Origin of the sequence: Arthrobacter sp. B3I9 (assembly GCF_030816935.1) — a bacterium.
GTDB lineage: Bacteria > Actinomycetota > Actinomycetes > Actinomycetales > Micrococcaceae > Arthrobacter.
Window position 1 is genome coordinate 2,380,212 of the sequence record NZ_JAUSYO010000001.1, and the last position, 16,259, is coordinate 2,396,470.

Consider the following 16,259-nt stretch of genomic DNA (forward strand, 5'->3'; position numbering starts at 1 on the left):
ACTGTCAGGAGTTCCACATGAGCACCACCCCCAGCTCCACCCCCACCCAGCAGCTGTCCGACGCCGGCGTCTCGATCTGGCTCGACGACCTTTCCCGCGGGCGGCTCGCCACCGGCACCCTGCGCAAGCTGATCGAAGAGAAGAACGTCGTCGGTGTCACCACGAACCCGTCCATCTTCCACGCCGCGATCACCGCCGGCACCGATTACGACGCCATCATCGCCGACAAGGCCGCGGCCGGGGCCACAGTCGAAGAGACCATCTTCGAAATCACCACCACCGACGTGGCCGACGCGTGCGACCTGTTCGCCCCCGTCGCCGCAGCCACCCGGGGTATCGACGGCCGCGTCTCCATCGAGGTCGACCCGCGCCTGGCCTGGGACACCGCCGCCACCATCACCGAAGCCAAGCACCTGTATAAGAAGGTCAACAAGGACAACGTCCACATCAAGATCCCGGCAACCCAGGAAGGCCTCGAGGCCATCACGGCCACCTTGGCCGAGGGCATCAGCGTCAACGTGACCCTGATCTTCTCCCTGGAGCGCTACCGCGCCGTCATCAACGCCTTCCAGTCCGGCCTCGAGCAGGCCAAGGACAACGGCCACGACCTCTCCCGGATCCACTCCGTCGCCTCCTTCTTCGTCTCCCGCGTGGACTCCGAGATCGACAAGCGCCTCGACGCGATCGGCACCGACGAGGCCCGCGCCCTCAAGGGCAAGGCCGGCCTGGCCAACGCCCGCCTCGCCTACCAGGTCTACGAGGAACAGTTCGCCACCGAGCGGTGGGCGCTTCTGGCCGAAGCCGGAGCCCTTCCCCAGCGCCCGCTGTGGGCCTCCACCGGTGTCAAGGATCCGGCCTACCCGGACACCCTCTACGTCACGGAACTCGTCGCTCCCGGCGTCGTGAACACCATGCCGGAGAAGACCCTGGACGCCACCTTCGACCACGGCGTGATCACCGGCAACACCGTCACCCGCGGCTACGACGACGCCAACGCCACCCTTAACGCCCTCGACGCGCTGGGCATCTCCTACAACGACGTCGTCAAGTTGCTCGAAACGGAAGGCCTCGACAAGTTCGTCGCCAGCTGGAAAGAACTGCTGGCCGACGTCGAGGGCGCCCTCGCTGCCGCACGGAAGGACGCCTAGCCCAAATGACGACGCTCAGCTACGACGCCACGGGCGCTGCCCGGCAGGCCCACGAACAGCACCTCCCGGCACTGCTGGAAGATAAGGTCGCCACCCGGATCTTCGCCAAGGACCCCCACCCTCTGGGGTCCCGACGCCGAAGCCGAGGCCTCCGTCCGGCTCGGCTGGGTCGAGGCTGCCACAGTCTCGCAGCCGCTCGTCGGCGAAATCCTCGCACTCCGCGACGCCCTGCGCGCCGAGGGAGTCAGCCGGATCGTGCTGTGCGGCATGGGCGGATCCTCGCTGGCCCCCGAGGTCATCGCCGGAACCGCCGGCGTCGAGCTGACGGTACTGGACAGCACCGATCCCGAACAGGTCTCCACCGCCCTCGCGGACCGGCTGGCTGAAACGGCGATCGTGGTGTCCTCGAAGTCCGGCTCCACCCTGGAAACGGATTCCCAGCGCCGGATCTTCGAGCACGCCTTCACCGAGGCGGGCATCGACGCCAAGAGCCGCATCGTCATCGTCACCGATCCCGGCTCACCGCTGGACAAGTCCGCCCGCGAGGCCGGCTACCGCGCCGTCTTCAACGCCGACCCGAACGTCGGCGGCCGCTACTCCGCCCTCACCGCCTTCGGGCTGGTGCCCTCCGGGCTTGCCGGGGTGGACATCCAGGCCTTCCTGGACGAGGCCGAGGAGGCCGCCGAGGTCCTTAACGATGACTCCGAGGAGAACATCGGGCTGGCTCTCGGTACCGCACTGGGCGGCACCAACCCGCTGCGCAACAAGATCGTCATCGCCGAGGACGGCTCCGGAATCGCCGGTTTCGCCGACTGGGCCGAACAGCTCATCGCCGAATCCACCGGCAAGCTCGGCACCGGCGTGCTGCCGGTCGTCGCCGGCCCGAAGTCACCGGAGGCCACCCTCGGCGCCCCCGACGTCCTCGTGGTCCGCCTCGTTGCCGCGGATGCCGACGTCGAGCTGGGCGAAAACGAGGTGGCCATCGCGGGCGGGCTCCCCACCCAGATGATGGCCTGGGAATTCGCCACCGCGGTTGCCGGCCGCCTGCTCGGCATCAACCCTTTCGACCAGCCCGACGTCGAGGCCGCGAAGGTTGCCGCACGGGGCCTGCTCGACGCCCAGCCGGAACCCACCCCGGCCAACTTCACGGACGGCGCCATTGAGGTCCGCGGCGGGGAATGGCTCGGCAGTGCCGGCACCGCAGCCGAAGCCGTCAGCGCCCTCCTCGGAGAACTCGGCACGGACAGCTACCTGAGTGTCCAGGCCTACTTCGACCGGCTCGCCTACGCGTCCCTTGAGGGCGTCCGGGACCAGCTCGCCGAGCTGAGCCGCCGCCCTGTCACCTTCGGCTGGGGTCCGCGGTTCCTGCACTCCACGGGCCAGTTCCACAAGGGCGGACCCGCGATCGGGGTGTTCCTGCAGGTAACGGCCGCAGCTGACACCGACCTTCCCATCCCGGGCCTGCCCTTCACGTTCGGTGAGCTGATCTCCGCACAGGCCGCAGGTGACGCGCAGGTCCTCACCGAACACGGCCGCCCGGTTCTCCGCCTGCACCTGACGGACCGCGCCGCTGGCGTGCGCCAGTTGCAGGAGCTCGTCACGGCCCTCGCCGGCCGGGCAGCATCCTCCACCGAAAGCTAAGGCACCGACGAACCATGCCAGAAACGAACAACGGCGGCAGGAAGTCCTGGGGCCAGGGCCACAACCCGCTTCGTGATCCACGGGACCGCCGCCTGAACCGAATCGCCGGGCCGTCGTCGCTGGTCCTCTTCGGCGTCACCGGGGACCTCGCGCGCAAGAAACTCATGCCGGCCGTCTACGATCTCGCCAACCGCGGACTGCTCCCGCCGAGCTTTGCCCTGGTGGGCTTCGCCCGGCGGGAGTGGGACGACGACGACTTTGCCGCCCGGGTGAAGGAATCCGTCATGGCATATTGCCGTACGCCGTTCGATGAGACGGTCTGGGAACAGCTGTCCGAGGGCATCCGGTTTGTCCAGGGCGAGTTCGACGACGATGACGCCTTTGAGCGGCTCGGCAAGACGCTGTACGAGCTGGATGAGCACCGTGGAACGCGGGGCAACCACGCGTTCTACCTGTCCATCCCGCCGAAGGCCTTCGAGCTGGTCTGCCGCCAGCTTTCCAAGCACGGGCTGGCCGAGGCCGAGGGCGACAAGTGGCGCCGGGTGGTCATCGAAAAGCCGTTCGGCCATGACCTTGAGTCGGCCCGGCAGCTCAACGACATCGTCGAGTCGGTGTTCCCGCAGGACGCGGTCTTCCGGATCGACCACTACCTGGGCAAGGAGACAGTGCAGAACATCCTGGCACTGCGCTTCGCCAACCAGCTCTTCGAGCCGTTGTGGAACGCCAACTACGTGGACCACGTCCAGATCACCATGGCGGAGGACATCGGCACCGGCGGCCGTGCCGGCTACTACGACGGCGTGGGCGCTGCCCGCGACGTCATCCAGAACCACCTGCTGCAGCTTCTGGCGTTGACGGCGATGGAGGAACCCATCTCCTTCAACGCGGACGACCTCCGCGCGGAGAAGGAAAAGGTCCTCGCCGCTGTCCGGCTCCCCCGGGATCTGTCCAGCCACTCCGCCCGCGGGCAGTTCACCGGAGGCTGGCAGGGCGGAGAGAAAGTTGTCGGGTACCTGGAGGAAGAGGGCATTCCCGCCGACTCCAAAACCGAGACGTTCGCAGCGATCCGCGTGGACATCAACACCCGCCGCTGGAGCGGCGCGCCGTTCTACCTCCGCGCGGGCAAGCGGCTGGGCCGCCGCGTGACGGAGATTGCCGTTGTGTTCAAGCGCGCCCCGAACCTGCTTTTCACGGACCACGCCGAGGACGACTTCGGCCAGAACGCCGTGGTGATCCGGGTGCAGCCCGACGAGGGAGCCACCATCCGGTTCGGCTCCAAGGTCCCCGGCACGCAGATGGAGGTCCGCGATGTCACGATGGACTTCGGCTACGGCCATTCCTTTACCGAATCCAGCCCGGAGGCCTATGAGCGCCTCATCCTCGATGTGCTCCTGGGCGAGCCCCCGCTCTTCCCGCGGCACCAGGAAGTCGAACTGTCCTGGAAGATCCTGGATCCGTTCGAGGAATACTGGGCCGACCTGGACGAACAGCCGGAGCCCTATGCCCCGGGAAGCTGGGGACCCGCCTCCGCTGACGAGCTCCTTGCCCGCGACGGACGAACCTGGAGAAGGCCATGATCGTAGATCTTCCCGATACAACAACGTCCAACATCTCCAAAAAGATGACGGCCCTGCGGGAACAGGGCGGCGTCATCGCCCTGGGCCGGGTCCTGACCCTCGTGGTGGTGACCAAGTCCGGGCTGGAGGAAGAGGCGATTGAGGCCGCCAATGAGGCGAGCCGTGAGCACCCGTGCCGGATCATTGTGCTGGCAGACGCCGGGGCCTCCGCCCCGACCCGGCTGGACGCCCAGATCCGGGTCGGCGGTGACGCCGGCGCGTCAGAGGTGATCCTGCTCCGCGGTTACGGCGAGCTGGCGGAGGAAAGCGAGTCCCTCGTCGCCGCTCTCCTGCTGCCGGACGCGCCGATCGTGGCGTGGTGGCCGCACGGCGCCCCGAAAAACGCCTGCGAGACATCGATCGGCCGGATCGCGCACCGCCGGATCACCGATTCAGCCAACGAACCGGAACCGCAGGAGGCCCTGGACAACGTCCGGCGGACGTACAAGGCCGGCGACACCGACCTTGCCTGGACCCGGCTGACGAACTGGCGCATCCAGCTCGCCGCGGCCCTGGACCAGGCGGACGATTCGCCGGTCACGGCCGTCGCCGTCGAAGGCGCTTCCGACTCCCCCAGCACCATCCTGCTTGCGGCGTGGCTCACGCTGGCCCTGGACGTGCCGGTGACCATCGTGGCGGATCCTGCCGGCACGGGCATCCGGCGGGTGCGGCTGAGCCGCCCCGGCGGGGACATCCAGCTGTTCCGCCCGGCCCTCACGGTGGCGGAGCTGACGCAGCCCGGACAGCCCGCGCAGCGGATCTCGCTGCCGCGCCGGAGCCTGCAGGATTGCCTTGCCGAGGAACTGCGCCGCCTGGACCCGGACGAAGTGTTCGGCGAAGTGATTACTATGGGACTTCCACGCACCAATCTAAGGAGTGTCCGTCCCAGTGAGCGTTGATCCCAGAGTAAGCATCCATCCCGACTCGACCGTTCTGATGGCTGCGATCGCCGCCCGCCTGATCACCAAGCTTGTCGACATCCAGGACAAGCACGGCGAGGCGACGGTGGTCCTGACGGGCGGCACGATGGGAATCGGCTCACTTAAGGCTGTGGCAGCGTCACCGGCGGCATCCGCCGTCGACTGGTCCAAGGTCAACTTCTGGTGGGGCGACGAACGCTTTGTCGCCGCCGACGACGCCGAGCGCAACGCACGCCAGGCGCAGGAGGCGTTGCTGGCGCACATACCGGTAGACCCGGCGCGGGTGCACGTGCCCGGAGCGGCGGGGGAATTCGACTCCCCGGAGGAGGCGGCGGAAGACTACGCCCGCAGGCTGGCCGATGCCGCGGCGGAAGAACACGCCGCCGACATGTCGGATGACCGGCCGGACAACCCGGGCCTGCTTCCCCGCTTCGACATCGTCCTGCTGGGCGTGGGACCGGACGCCCATGTGGCGTCGCTGTTCCCCGAACAGGCGGGCATCCGCGAAAAGCAGCTCACCGTCGTCGGCGTCCGCAACTCCCCCAAGCCGCCGCCGGCCCGGGTCTCCCTGACCCTGCCGGCAATCAACACCGCCGCGGAAGTGTGGATGGTCGTCGCGGGTGAGGACAAGGCGGGCGCCGTCGGACTGGCACTCGCGGGCGCCAATCCCGTACAGGTTCCGGCCGCCGGCCCCCGGGGCCGCCAGGAAACGCTGTGGCTGATCGACGAGAACGCAGCTGCCCGGGTACCGGCGCAGCTAGTCCGGAAGAGCGCGGCCGGCTCGTAATCTCTCCAGCGCTCCGGCCAGCACGTCCTCGGCGTCCTGGCTGGAGCGCCGTTCTTTAACGTAGTCGAGATGGCTCTTAAAGCCATCCAGAGGCGGTTCCTCGAGGTCCAGCGTGGCCACGTCCCGTGTGGCTGTCCCGCCGCAACGGCGGCAGTCCCAGAGTCCGGGGATCTGGTCCTCCGGGAGCTGGGCAAAAACCAGAGCCGTCTCATGGCCCTTGGCGCACCAGTAGGAAACCCGGATCCGCGGCTGCCGGGCAGCGGTATCGTCGAGGGGTTCGTGCCGCGGGGCCGCCCCTTCAATCGCACCCACGCGGATGCCCCTGAAACCGGAAGCAGAATGCAGCATCGGGAACTCCTGGCTACTGGACTGGCTGTTTGTGCCTGCTTGGTATGTGCCTGCAGTCAGCGACAGTGTATTTCGGAGTTCCCGATGCCGGGAGGGCCCTAGGACCCGCTTATGAAGTTTTAAGGAACAGTACCCCGGAGCCGGCCTCTAGGAGTCGGCGCCGGTGCTGAACCGCATCAGCAGGCCGAGGGCGATGATCACAACACCCCAGGTGACCCCAAGGATGATCGTGAACCTGTTGAGGTTCCGTTCCGCAACGCCGGACGAGCTGAGCCCGGAGCTCATCCCGCCGCCGAACATGTCGGACAGGCCGCCTCCACGCCCCTTGTGGAGCAGGATGAGCAAGGTCAGCAGGAGGCTGGTGATGCCCAGCAGGACCTGCAGAATGACATGAAGAACGTCCACGACGGCCTTTCAGAAGGATTGGATTGCGGGGGCCAAAGCTGTGTCCGGACTAATCCGTCACCAAATGACTCTCGAACCTGACAATATTAGCAAACTCGGCAGGATCAAGGCTGGCGCCGCCCACCAGCAGTCCGTCCACGTCGCGTTCCTTGAGGATCGACGCCGCGTTGTTGGCCTTGACCGAACCGCCGTAGAGCAGCCGGGTCTTCCCGGCGACGTCCGAGCCGAAGAGCGTGGCCAGCTCGGCCCGGATGGCTGCGCACATTTCCTGCGCATCCTCGGGTCCGGCAACCTCGCCGGTGCCGATCGCCCAGACCGGTTCGTAGGCAACGACCAGTTCGGCGGCCTGCTCCGGGGTGAGGCCATCGACGCCGGCACGGAGCTGGGCGAGGGTGTGATCGACGTGGGTGCCGGCTTGGCGGACCTCCAGGCCTTCGCCGACGCACAGCACCGGTGTCAGGCCGTGGCGGAAGGCTGCTTTGGTCTTCGCGTTGAGCAGCTCATCGGTTTCGCCGTGGATGGTGCGTCGTTCGCTGTGGCCCACGAGGACGTAGCGGCACCCCAGCTTGGCGAGGAACTGGCCGGAAACGTCACCGGTGTAGGCACCCGAATCGAACTGCGAGAGGTCCTGTCCGCCGTAGGCAATCTCCAGTTCATCGCCCTGGACGAGCGTCTGGACGCCGCGGAGGTCCGTGAACGGGGGAAAGACGGCCACCTCCGCACGGCTGTAGTCATGTTTGGCGTCGGACAAGGTCCAGGCCAGCTTCTGCAGGAGGGTGATGCCCTGGACGTGGTCCATGTTCATCTTCCAGTTGCCTGCGATGAAAGGCTTGCGGTCGAACGTGCCGTTGGTTGACGTTGTCACATGGTCTCCAAAAAGAGGTGGGAGTCAGAAATAGTTCGGGGACAGCCGGCGGCGCGCCCGCGGCACCGCTCCGCGAGGTGCGGGACGGGCGCGCTGCCGGCTGGAAGTGCTTAGCGGTCCAGGACGCTCAGGCCCGGGAGGTCCTTGCCTTCGAGGTACTCGAGGCTGGCACCGCCGCCGGTGGAAATGTGGCCGAACTGGTCGTCCGCGAAGCCGAGGGTCCGCACTGCCGCGGCGGAGTCGCCGCCGCCGACAACGGTAAACCCATCGGTTTCCGTGAGCGACTGGGCGATTGCCTTCGTGCCGGCGGCGAACGCCGGGAACTCGAAGACGCCCATCGGACCGTTCCAGAACACCGTCTTGGCACCCTTGATCCGTTCCGCGAACTCGGCTGCCGATTCCGGTCCGATGTCCAGGCCGATGCCCCGGCTGCCGAAGCTGCTGTCCTCGATCGACTCGGCACGGACCGTCTCAGCCTCCGCATCGGCGGCGAACTTGCTGGCCACCACGACGTCCGTGGGGACCACGAACTCGGTTCCGGAGTCCGCGGCGCGCTTCAGGTACTCCTGCACCACGGGGATCTGGTCCTCTTCCAGCAGGCTGGCGGCGACCTTGTAACCCGCGGCTGCGAGGAAGGTGAACAGCATGCCGCCGCCCACCAGGATCGTGTCCGCCTTGCCGATCAGGTTGTCGATCACGGCGAGCTTGTCGGAGACCTTGGAGCCGCCAAGGACGACGACGTACGGACGCTGGGTTTCGGTGGTGAGCTTGCGCAGCACCTCCACCTCCGTGCGGACCAGGTCGCCCTGGTAGGAGGGCAGCCGGGTGGCGACGTCGAACACGCTGGCGTGCTTGCGGTGCACGGCGCCGAAGGCGTCATCCACGAACGCGCCGTTCGCTCCCGTCAGGCCTACCAGCTCATCGGCGAAGGCACCGCGCTCGGCGTCGTCCTTGGACGTTTCACGGGCGTCGAAGCGCACGTTCTCCAGCACGAGCGCCTGGCCGTCCTGCAGCCCCGCCGCGAGTTCCTGCGCGGAGGTGCCGACAGTGTCGTCGGCAAGCGAAACCTTGAAGGACGCCAGTTCGGCGAGCCGGGACACGGCGGGCTTGAGCGAATACTTCTCCTCCGGCGCGCCCTTGGGGCGGCCGAGGTGCGCTGTGACCAGCACGCGGGCACCGGCGTCCGTGAGCTTCGCCAGGACTGGCAGGGAGGCCTTGATGCGGCCGTCGTCAGTCACTGTAGAGCCGTCGAGCGGCACGTTCAGGTCACTTCTGACCAGAACGTACCGCCCGCGGACACCATCAGCGATCAGTTCGTTGAGGGTGTGGAATGTCATGAGTCTTACCCTAGCCCAGCTTGGCTGCGACGAGCTCCGTGAGGTCCACGAGGCGGTTCGAGTAGCCCCATTCGTTGTCATACCAGGAAACAACCTTGACCTGGTTGCCAATCACCTTGGTCAGGCCGGAGTCGAAGATCGACGACGCCGGGTCGCCAACGATGTCCGAGGAGACGATCGGCTCGTCGGTGTAGGTCAGCAGGCCGCGGAGTCCGTCGGACTCGGCAGCTGCCTTGAGGGCGGCGTTGACTTCCTCGACCGTGGTCTCGCGGGACACGGTGACGGTGAGGTCGGTTGCGGAACCGGTCGGGACCGGGACGCGGATGGCGTAGCCGTCGAGCTTGCCCTTGAGTTCCGGCAGGACCAGGCCGATCGCCTTGGCTGCACCGGTGGAGGTGGGGACCATGTTGATGGCGGCGGCGCGGGCGCGGCGGAGGTCCTTGTGCGGGCCGTCCTGCAGGTTCTGGTCGGCGGTGTAGGCGTGGATGGTGGTCATGAGGCCGCGCTCGATGCCGAACGAGTCGTTGATGACCTTGGCCAGCGGGCCGAGGCAGTTGGTGGTGCAGGACGCGTTGGAAATGATGTGGTGTGCGTCGTTGTCGTAGAGGCCGTCGTTGACGCCCATCACGATGGTGATGTCCTCGTCCGAGGCGGGTGCGGAGATCAGGACCTTCTTGGCGCCGGCCTCGATGTGCTTGCGGGCGTCGGCTGCCTTGGTGAAGAAGCCCGTGGACTCGATGACGATGTCGACGCCGAGCTCGCCCCAAGGCAGCTTGGCCGGATCGCGCTCGGCGAGGACCTTGATGATGTTGCCGTCGACGACGATGTTGCCGTCCTTGACCTCGATGGTCTCCTGCAGGCGCCCGCCGACAGAGTCGTACTTGAACAGGTGGGCGAGGGCCTCAGGGCTGGTGAGGTCGTTGACTGCAACGATCTCAAGGTCTGCGCCCTGGGCCAGGGCGGCGCGGAAGTAGTTGCGGCCGATGCGGCCAAATCCGTTGATACCAATACGGGTCGTCACTTTTTCAGTCTCCTTGGTGCTTTTGTGGAAGCACGACTAGTTGAGCGGGCGTTCAAGCCAACTAACAGATCCCGCACGCCATTGGGCAGAGATGATTACCAGATCGGAGGGCGACCAGCTACATTGCTGAAGGCTAACCGCCTTCCGTGACCTATCTTACGTTTAACGAAGCCTGCCCCCGCAAGTGCGGGGGCAGACAGCCCGCGATTCGGCCCTGCAGGACCGAAACGTGAGCTTTGTTACAAACAGACGCGCGTCACTTCACCGTTAGAGGGTGATGAGGCCGGTGGCGTTCGTGCGGGCAGCCTCGAAGCGACGGGCGACATCGGCCCAGTTCACGATGTTCCAGAACGCCTTAACGTAGTCAGCCTTGACGTTGACGTAGTCCAGGTAGAAGGCGTGCTCCCACATGTCCAGCATCAGCAGCGGGGTGGTGCCCAGCGCGACGTTGCCCTGCTGGTCGTAGAGCTGCTCGATGACGAGGTTGCCGCCGATCGGCTCGTAGGCCAGGAAGCCCCAGCCGGAGCCCTGCAGGCCCAGGGCCGCGGCGCTGAACTGGGCGCGGAAGGCGTCGAAGGAACCGAACGCGTCGTCAATGGCCGCCGCGAGCTCGCCCTCGGGCTTGTCGCCGCCGTCCGGGGAGAGGTTCTTCCAGAACACGGAGTGGTTGACGTGCCCGCCGGTGTGGAACGCGAGGTCCTTGGAGAGGCGGTTGATGTTGGCGAAGTCGCCCTTTTCGCGGGCCTCGGCCAGCTGTGCAAGTGCGTTGTTGGCGCCGGCAACGTAGGTTGCGTGGTGCTTGCTGTGGTGCAGCTCCATGATCCTCGCGGAGATGTGGGGCTCCAGCGCGGCGTAATCGTAGTCGAGTTCAGGCAGTACGTACTCGGTCACAAAATCCTCCAATGTCGTGGACGGGTTGTCCGGTTCGGTAACTCTCGGATTGTGCATCCGGATGGTGTTGCACCCGGAAATCTGTGGCGGATCCGGAATCCGGTGGGCGCGGCCTCCGCTGCTGCCGAGGTATGTCCACCGTCTGGATCCGATTCTAGGGGTGTGCGCCTACTCGTCCAGCATGTCAGCAGTCACATTGGCCTCCGTGCCGGGGATCCCCAGGTCCTGGGCGCGCTTGTCCGCCATGGCCAGCAGCCGCCGGATCCGGCCGGCGATGGCGTCCTTCGTCATGACCGGATCGGCCAGCCGGCCTAGTTCGTCCAGGCTGGCCTGCTTGTGCGCCACCCGCAGTTCGCCGGCGTACTTGAGGTGGTCCGGAACGTCGTCCCCGAGGATCTCCAGGGCGCGGTCCACCCGGGCACCGGCCGCGACAGCGGCCTGGGCCGAGCGCCGCAGGTTCGCGTCGTCGAAGTTGGCCAGCCGGTTGGCGGTCGCCCGGACTTCCTTGCGCATCCGGCGTTCCTCCCAGACCATCAGCGCGTCGTGCGCTCCCATCCGGGTCAGCAGCGCCGCGATCGTATCGCCGTCGCGGATCACCACGCGGTCCACTCCCCTGACTTCCCGGGCCTTGGCCTGGATGCCCAGCCGGCGCGCCGCGCCGACGAGGGCCAGGGCCGACTCCGGTCCCGGGCAGGTGACCTCCATGGCGGAGGAACGTCCGGGTTCGGTCAGCGAACCGTGGGCGAGGAACGCCCCGCGCCAGACCGCCTCGGCGTCGGACGCGGAACCGTTCACCACCGCCGACGGCAGACCGCGGACGGGGCGCCCGCGGGCGTCCAGGAGGCCCGTCTGGCGGGCAAGCGCCTCGCCATCGCGCACCACCCGGACCACATAGCGGCTGCCGCGGCGCAGACCCCCGCCGGAGACTACGATGATCTCGCTCTGATGCCCGTAGACCTCGGCAATGGCCGCGCGAAGCCGGCGTGCGGTGGAGGCGAGGTCGACTTCGGCCTCGATCACGATCCGGCCGGAGATGATGTGCAGTCCGCCGGCGAAGCGGAGGATGGCCGACACTTCAGCCTTGCGGACGGAGGACTTCTTGATGTCCAGCCGGGAAAGTTCTTCCTTGACTGATGCTGTCAGTGCCATGGCACCTTTCCTAACTGTTCCCGAAAATGTCTTGGTACGCCGTCGCCAGACGCAATGGGTCGTGGATCGGGCGGCGGCTCGACGCCCCCACTTTACCCAACACAACCTCGGCGCCGAGCATCCCGGCGGCCTGCTCGAACTCCGGGAGGTCCGGGACCGACGCCGGATCGGCCAGTACGACGTCGACCGTGAACTCCGGTGCGTACTCGCGCAGCACCCGGAGGTGGTCCGCGGCAGTCATGCCACTGGTTTCCTTGGTGTCCGTGGCCAGGTTCATCGTGAGGCAGCGCCGCGCCTGGGTGTTGCAGAGCGCGTCCCGCATTTCCGGCAGCAGCAGGTGCGGCAGCACGGACGTGTACCAGGAGCCCGGGCCCAGGATGACCCAGTCGGCCAGTTCGATGGCCGTGAGGGCCTCGATGCAGGCAGGTGCGTCCTCGGGCAGCAGGCGGACGCGTTCCAGCGATCCGGCAACGGCGCATTTGGCCTGGCCGCGGAGTGTCTGCAGCACCGACGTGCCGTCCGGAGCGGTGACGCGGACTTGACCCTCGATGGTGAGCGGCACACTGGACATCGGCAGCACCTCGCCGCGGGCGCCCAGGAGGGCGCCGGCCCACTTGAGGCCGGCGACGGTGTCGCCGAGCAGTTCCCAGAGGGTCACGATCAGCAGGTTGCCCATGGCATGCTCGTCAAGGGAGCCGCCGCGGCCCTTGCCGGGCATGAACCGGTGCTGCATCACATCACGCCAGGTGCGGCCCCAGTCGGTGTCGTCACACAGCGCGGACAGAGCCATCCGCAGGTCTCCCGGCGGGAGGACGCCGTACTCCTCGCGCAGGCGCCCGGAGGATCCGCCGTCGTCTGCAACTGTGACGATCGCGGTCAGTTCCGAGGTGAGCAGGCGCAGCGCGGACAGCGAGGCCGAGAGCCCGTGGCCGCCGCCCAGGGCAACCACGGACGGGCCTTTGTCCTGCTGGCTGAAGGCAGGACTGGCGGGCGGGACAAGGGGCAGGGGTCCGGTGAGCAACGCCATTATTCGCGGCCCAGATCCCGGTGGGTCGTGGTCACCGTGACGCGCGGATACTGCGCGAGCCGTCGGGAAAGTTCCACCGCCACGGCCACGGAACGGTGCTTGCCTCCGGTGCAGCCGATGGCGATCGTCGCGTAATGCTTGTTTTCGCGCCGGTAGCCGTCCAGCACCGGTTCGAGGGCCAGGACATAGCGCTCCACGAAGTTGCTGACGCCCTCGGCGTCAAGGACGTAGTCGCTGACATCCTTGTCGAGGCCGGTGTGCGGGCGGAGGGCGGGGACCCAGTGTGGGTTCGGGATGAAGCGGGCATCCGCCACGAAGTTCGAATCCACGGGAAGGCCATACTTGAAACCGAAGCTCATGACGTTCAGGCGCAGCGCCACCGGTCCGGTCTCACTGAACAGCTCGGTGATCGCCGTGGCCAGCCCGTGCACGTTCAGGGCCGACGTGTCCAGGACAATGTCGGCGGAAGTCCGCAGTTCGTGCAGCAGTTCACGTTCGGCGGCAATGCCGTCGAGGATCCTGCCGCCGCCCTGGAGCGGATGCGGGCGCCGGCCCTGTTCGAAGCGGCGGACCAGCACGCCGTCGTTCGCGTCGAGGAACAGCACCCGGAAGGTGAGCCCGCTCGCCTCAAGCGCACGGAGCGCGGCGCGGATGTCAGCGAACAGCTCCTTGCTGCGCACATCCATGACCACCGCGAGCTTGGAGATGGAGCGGGGCGCATGGGAGACCAGTTCGGCGAGCGTTCCAAGCATCTGCGGCGGAAGGTTCTCCACGACGTACCAGCCGTGGTCTTCCAACGCGTCCGAGGCGGTGCTGCGGCCGGCTCCCGACATGCCGGTCACCACGAGCAGTTCCGCCTCATCGGGTTTGACCGGCGTCATGCCGTCGGTCTCCGCGCCGGATCCTGCCGTCGACTCTGCCATCTGTGAAGCCCCATTCTGCCGTGCAGTCCTATGCCGCAGCCGCCCAGGGCGCGCCTTACGCACGCCGGACCTGCCATTGCCCAAGTCCTTACCCTAGCTAAATTTGCTGGTCCTAGCTAAGTTTCGAGGATTTCACCCGTGGTCATGTTGATGGCAGGCAGGGCGGGGGCCCCGGCGGAGTCCTCCTCGCTGAAGTGCCGCACGATCGCCTCGGCGAGGGAGGGGCCGATGCCCTTGGCCACGGTGAGCTCGGCAGCCGTCGCGGCCCTGATGCTCTTGACCGAGCCGAACTCCGCCAGAAGTGCCTTCCGCTTGGAGGCGCCCAGGCCCGGAACGCTGTCCAGGGCGGATACGGTCATCGCCTTGCCGCGTTTCTGCCGGTGGAAGGAGATCGCGAAGCGGTGTGCTTCGTCACGGATGCGCTGCAGGAGGTACAGCCCCGCCGAGGCACGCGGCAGGATGACCGGGAAGTCGCTGTCCGGCAGCCAGACCTCTTCGAGCCGCTTGGCCAGCCCGACGACGTACACGTCGTCGACGCCCAGTTCCGCCAGGGCGCGGGCCGCCGCGTTGACCTGGGGCTTGCCGCCGTCAACCACGACGAGGTTGGGCGGGTAGGCAAACTTTGCCCGGGGCGTGGCCGTCGTGGTGTCCGTGAGGGCCCCTGCCGTTCCGGGAAGTGCGCCTGCGACGGCGGCGTCACCTGCGGCGTTGAGCGCGGCCAGGTGGCCGGGCAGTGCGGCGGCCGCAGCATGGTCCGACTTTTCCTGCAGGTAATGCCGGAAGCGGCGGGTGAGCACGTCGTGCATCGCGGCGGTGTCGTCGTTTGCGGCGGCGCCCGTGATGGAGAACTTCCGGTAGTCCGACTTCTTCGGCAGCCCGTCCTCGACCACCACCATGGAACCGACCACGTTGGTGCCCTGCACGTGCGAGATGTCGAAGCATTCGATCCGCATCAGCGCGACCGGAATGTCCAGGGCCTCCTGCAGTTCCTGCAGTGCCTGCGACCTCATGGTCAGGTCACCGGCGCGCCGGGACTTGTGGAGCTTCAGCGCATGTTCGGCGTTGTCCCGCACGGTGGACAGCAGGGCAGCCTTGTCACCGCGTTGCGGCACACGGATGTCCACCCGGGCCCCGCGCAGCCCGCTCAGCCATTCCGCGAGCTCGGGGGCATTGCTGGGTTCGGCCGGGACCAGCACCTCACGCGGCAGCCGGCCCTGGCTTTCGGCTTCGGCGCCGTAGACCTGCTGCAGCAGGTGTTCCACCAGGTCCGGCGTGGTGAAGTCCTCGACCTTTTCAACGACCCAGCCGCGCTGGCCGCGGATCCGGCCGCCACGGACGTGGAACACCTGGACGGCGGCTTCCAGCTCGTCCTCGTGCAGCGCGAACACGTCCGCGTCGGTGCCCTCGGCGAGAACGACGGCGTTGCGCTCGAAAACCTTCTTCAGGGCCACGATGTCGTCCCGGAGGCGGGCCGCCCGCTCATAGTCGAGTTCCGCGACGGCGGCAGCCATCTCCTTTTCCAGCCTCGTGACGAACGGTTTGGCTTCGCCGCCCATGAAGGCGCAGAAATCCTCGGCCAGGGCGCGGTGGTCCTCCGTTGAGATCCGCTTGACGCACGGGGCGGAGCATTTGTCGATGTAGCCGAGCAGGCAGGGCCGGCCGCTCGCTTCGGCCCGTTTCAGGACGCCGGCGCTGCAGCTGCGGACCGGGAACACGCGCAACAGCGTGTCCATGGTGTCCCGGATGGCGCCGGCAGTGTAGGGGCCGAAATAGCGGGTCCCCTTGCGGCGTTCACCGCGCAGGACCTGGACGCGCGGGTACTTCTCCCCCATCGTCACCGCGAGGTACGGGTAGCTCTTGTCGTCCCGGAACATCACGTTGAAACGCGGCTTGAATTCCTTGATCCAGGTGTATTCCAGCTGCAGGGATTCGAGTTCGCTGCCGACCACTGTCCATTCGACGCTGCTCGCCGCATGGACCATCGCATGGGTCTTGGGCAGCAGCCCGGCGGGATTGGCGAAGTACGAGTTGAGCCGGGAGCGGAGGTTCTTGGCCTTGCCGACGTAAATGACCCGGCCGTGCGGATCGCGGAAACGGTACACGCCCGGATTGGTCGGAATCTCACCCGTCTGGGGTCGGTAACTCGCTGGATCTGCCACAGTTCAATTCTACTGAGGCTGC

General features: G+C 67.2%; 14 protein-coding genes and 1 pseudogene. 5 read left to right on the plus strand and 10 right to left on the minus strand.

What is annotated here, in order from left to right:
- Positions 1–17 precede the first annotated feature (17 nt).
- The 5 genes and pseudogenes from tal (at position 18) to pgl (ending at position 6,112) form a co-directional block, all read left to right on the plus strand.
- The gene (gene tal / locus QFZ65_RS11215) at positions 18–1,148 is read left to right on the plus strand and encodes a transaldolase (protein WP_306910409.1); all 1,131 of its coding nucleotides are present in this window, start codon (positions 18–20) and stop codon (positions 1,146–1,148) included.
- 5 nt (positions 1,149–1,153) lie between these two features.
- Positions 1,154–2,789 (plus strand): annotated as a pseudogene (locus QFZ65_RS11220) (glucose-6-phosphate isomerase).
- 14 nt (positions 2,790–2,803) lie between these two features.
- Positions 2,804–4,366 (plus strand): glucose-6-phosphate dehydrogenase, encoded by a 1,563-nt coding sequence (gene zwf, locus QFZ65_RS11225; protein ID WP_306910412.1) that lies wholly within the window; start codon positions 2,804–2,806, stop codon positions 4,364–4,366.
- Positions 4,363–5,304 carry a glucose-6-phosphate dehydrogenase assembly protein OpcA gene (locus QFZ65_RS11230; protein ID WP_306910413.1) on the plus strand — a complete coding sequence of 314 codons (942 nt, stop codon included), beginning with the start codon at positions 4,363–4,365 and terminating at the stop codon, positions 5,302–5,304. Before zwf ends, QFZ65_RS11230 begins: the two co-directional genes overlap by 4 nt.
- Positions 5,294–6,112 carry a 6-phosphogluconolactonase gene (gene pgl, locus QFZ65_RS11235; RefSeq protein WP_306910416.1) on the plus strand — a complete coding sequence of 273 codons (819 nt, stop codon included), beginning with the start codon at positions 5,294–5,296 and terminating at the stop codon, positions 6,110–6,112. The genes QFZ65_RS11230 and pgl overlap by 11 nt, the downstream gene beginning before the upstream one ends.
- Here the strand turns inward: pgl and QFZ65_RS11240 are convergent.
- The 10 genes from QFZ65_RS11240 to uvrC all read right to left on the minus strand — a co-directional run bounded on the left by QFZ65_RS11240 (position 6,083) and on the right by uvrC (position 16,237).
- Positions 6,083–6,460 carry an RNA polymerase-binding protein RbpA gene (locus tag QFZ65_RS11240; protein ID WP_306910418.1) on the minus strand — a complete coding sequence of 126 codons (378 nt, stop codon included), beginning with the start codon at positions 6,458–6,460 and terminating at the stop codon, positions 6,083–6,085. The two genes, pgl and QFZ65_RS11240, sit on opposite strands and share 30 nt — an antisense overlap.
- Before the next feature lie 147 nt (positions 6,461–6,607).
- Positions 6,608–6,865 (minus strand): preprotein translocase subunit SecG, encoded by a 258-nt coding sequence (gene secG, locus QFZ65_RS11245; RefSeq protein ID WP_120950437.1) that lies wholly within the window; start codon positions 6,863–6,865, stop codon positions 6,608–6,610.
- 49 nt (positions 6,866–6,914) lie between these two features.
- The gene (gene tpiA, locus QFZ65_RS11250) at positions 6,915–7,730 is read right to left on the minus strand and encodes a triose-phosphate isomerase (RefSeq protein ID WP_306910422.1); all 816 of its coding nucleotides are present in this window, start codon (positions 7,728–7,730) and stop codon (positions 6,915–6,917) included.
- Positions 7,731–7,840: 110 nt separating this feature from the next.
- A complete protein-coding gene (gene pgk / locus QFZ65_RS11255; protein WP_306910423.1) occupies positions 7,841–9,067 on the minus strand; it encodes a phosphoglycerate kinase in 1,227 nt (408 codons plus the stop codon).
- Positions 9,068–9,077: 10 nt separating this feature from the next.
- Positions 9,078–10,088, minus strand: a complete 1,011-nt coding sequence (gene gap, locus QFZ65_RS11260; RefSeq protein WP_306910425.1) for a type I glyceraldehyde-3-phosphate dehydrogenase — start codon at positions 10,086–10,088, stop codon at positions 9,078–9,080.
- A 267-nt stretch (positions 10,089–10,355) separates the two neighbouring features.
- A complete protein-coding gene (locus QFZ65_RS11265) occupies positions 10,356–10,979 on the minus strand; it encodes a superoxide dismutase (RefSeq protein ID WP_306910427.1) in 624 nt (207 codons plus the stop codon).
- A gap of 168 nt (positions 10,980–11,147) precedes the next feature.
- Positions 11,148–12,128: a DNA-binding protein WhiA gene (gene whiA / locus QFZ65_RS11270; RefSeq protein ID WP_306910429.1), complete on the minus strand. Its 981-nt coding sequence runs from the start codon at positions 12,126–12,128 to the stop codon at positions 11,148–11,150.
- Positions 12,129–12,138: 10 nt separating this feature from the next.
- The gene (gene yvcK / locus QFZ65_RS11275) at positions 12,139–13,155 is read right to left on the minus strand and encodes a uridine diphosphate-N-acetylglucosamine-binding protein YvcK (protein WP_306910432.1); all 1,017 of its coding nucleotides are present in this window, start codon (positions 13,153–13,155) and stop codon (positions 12,139–12,141) included.
- Positions 13,155–14,078 (minus strand): RNase adapter RapZ, encoded by a 924-nt coding sequence (rapZ, locus tag QFZ65_RS11280; RefSeq protein ID WP_306910433.1) that lies wholly within the window; start codon positions 14,076–14,078, stop codon positions 13,155–13,157. The genes yvcK and rapZ overlap by 1 nt, the downstream gene beginning before the upstream one ends.
- A 116-nt stretch (positions 14,079–14,194) precedes the next feature.
- Entirely contained in the window at positions 14,195–16,237 is a 2,043-nt protein-coding gene (gene uvrC / locus QFZ65_RS11285; RefSeq protein WP_306910435.1) for an excinuclease ABC subunit UvrC, read from the minus strand.
- Positions 16,238–16,259: the final 22 nt, after the last annotated feature.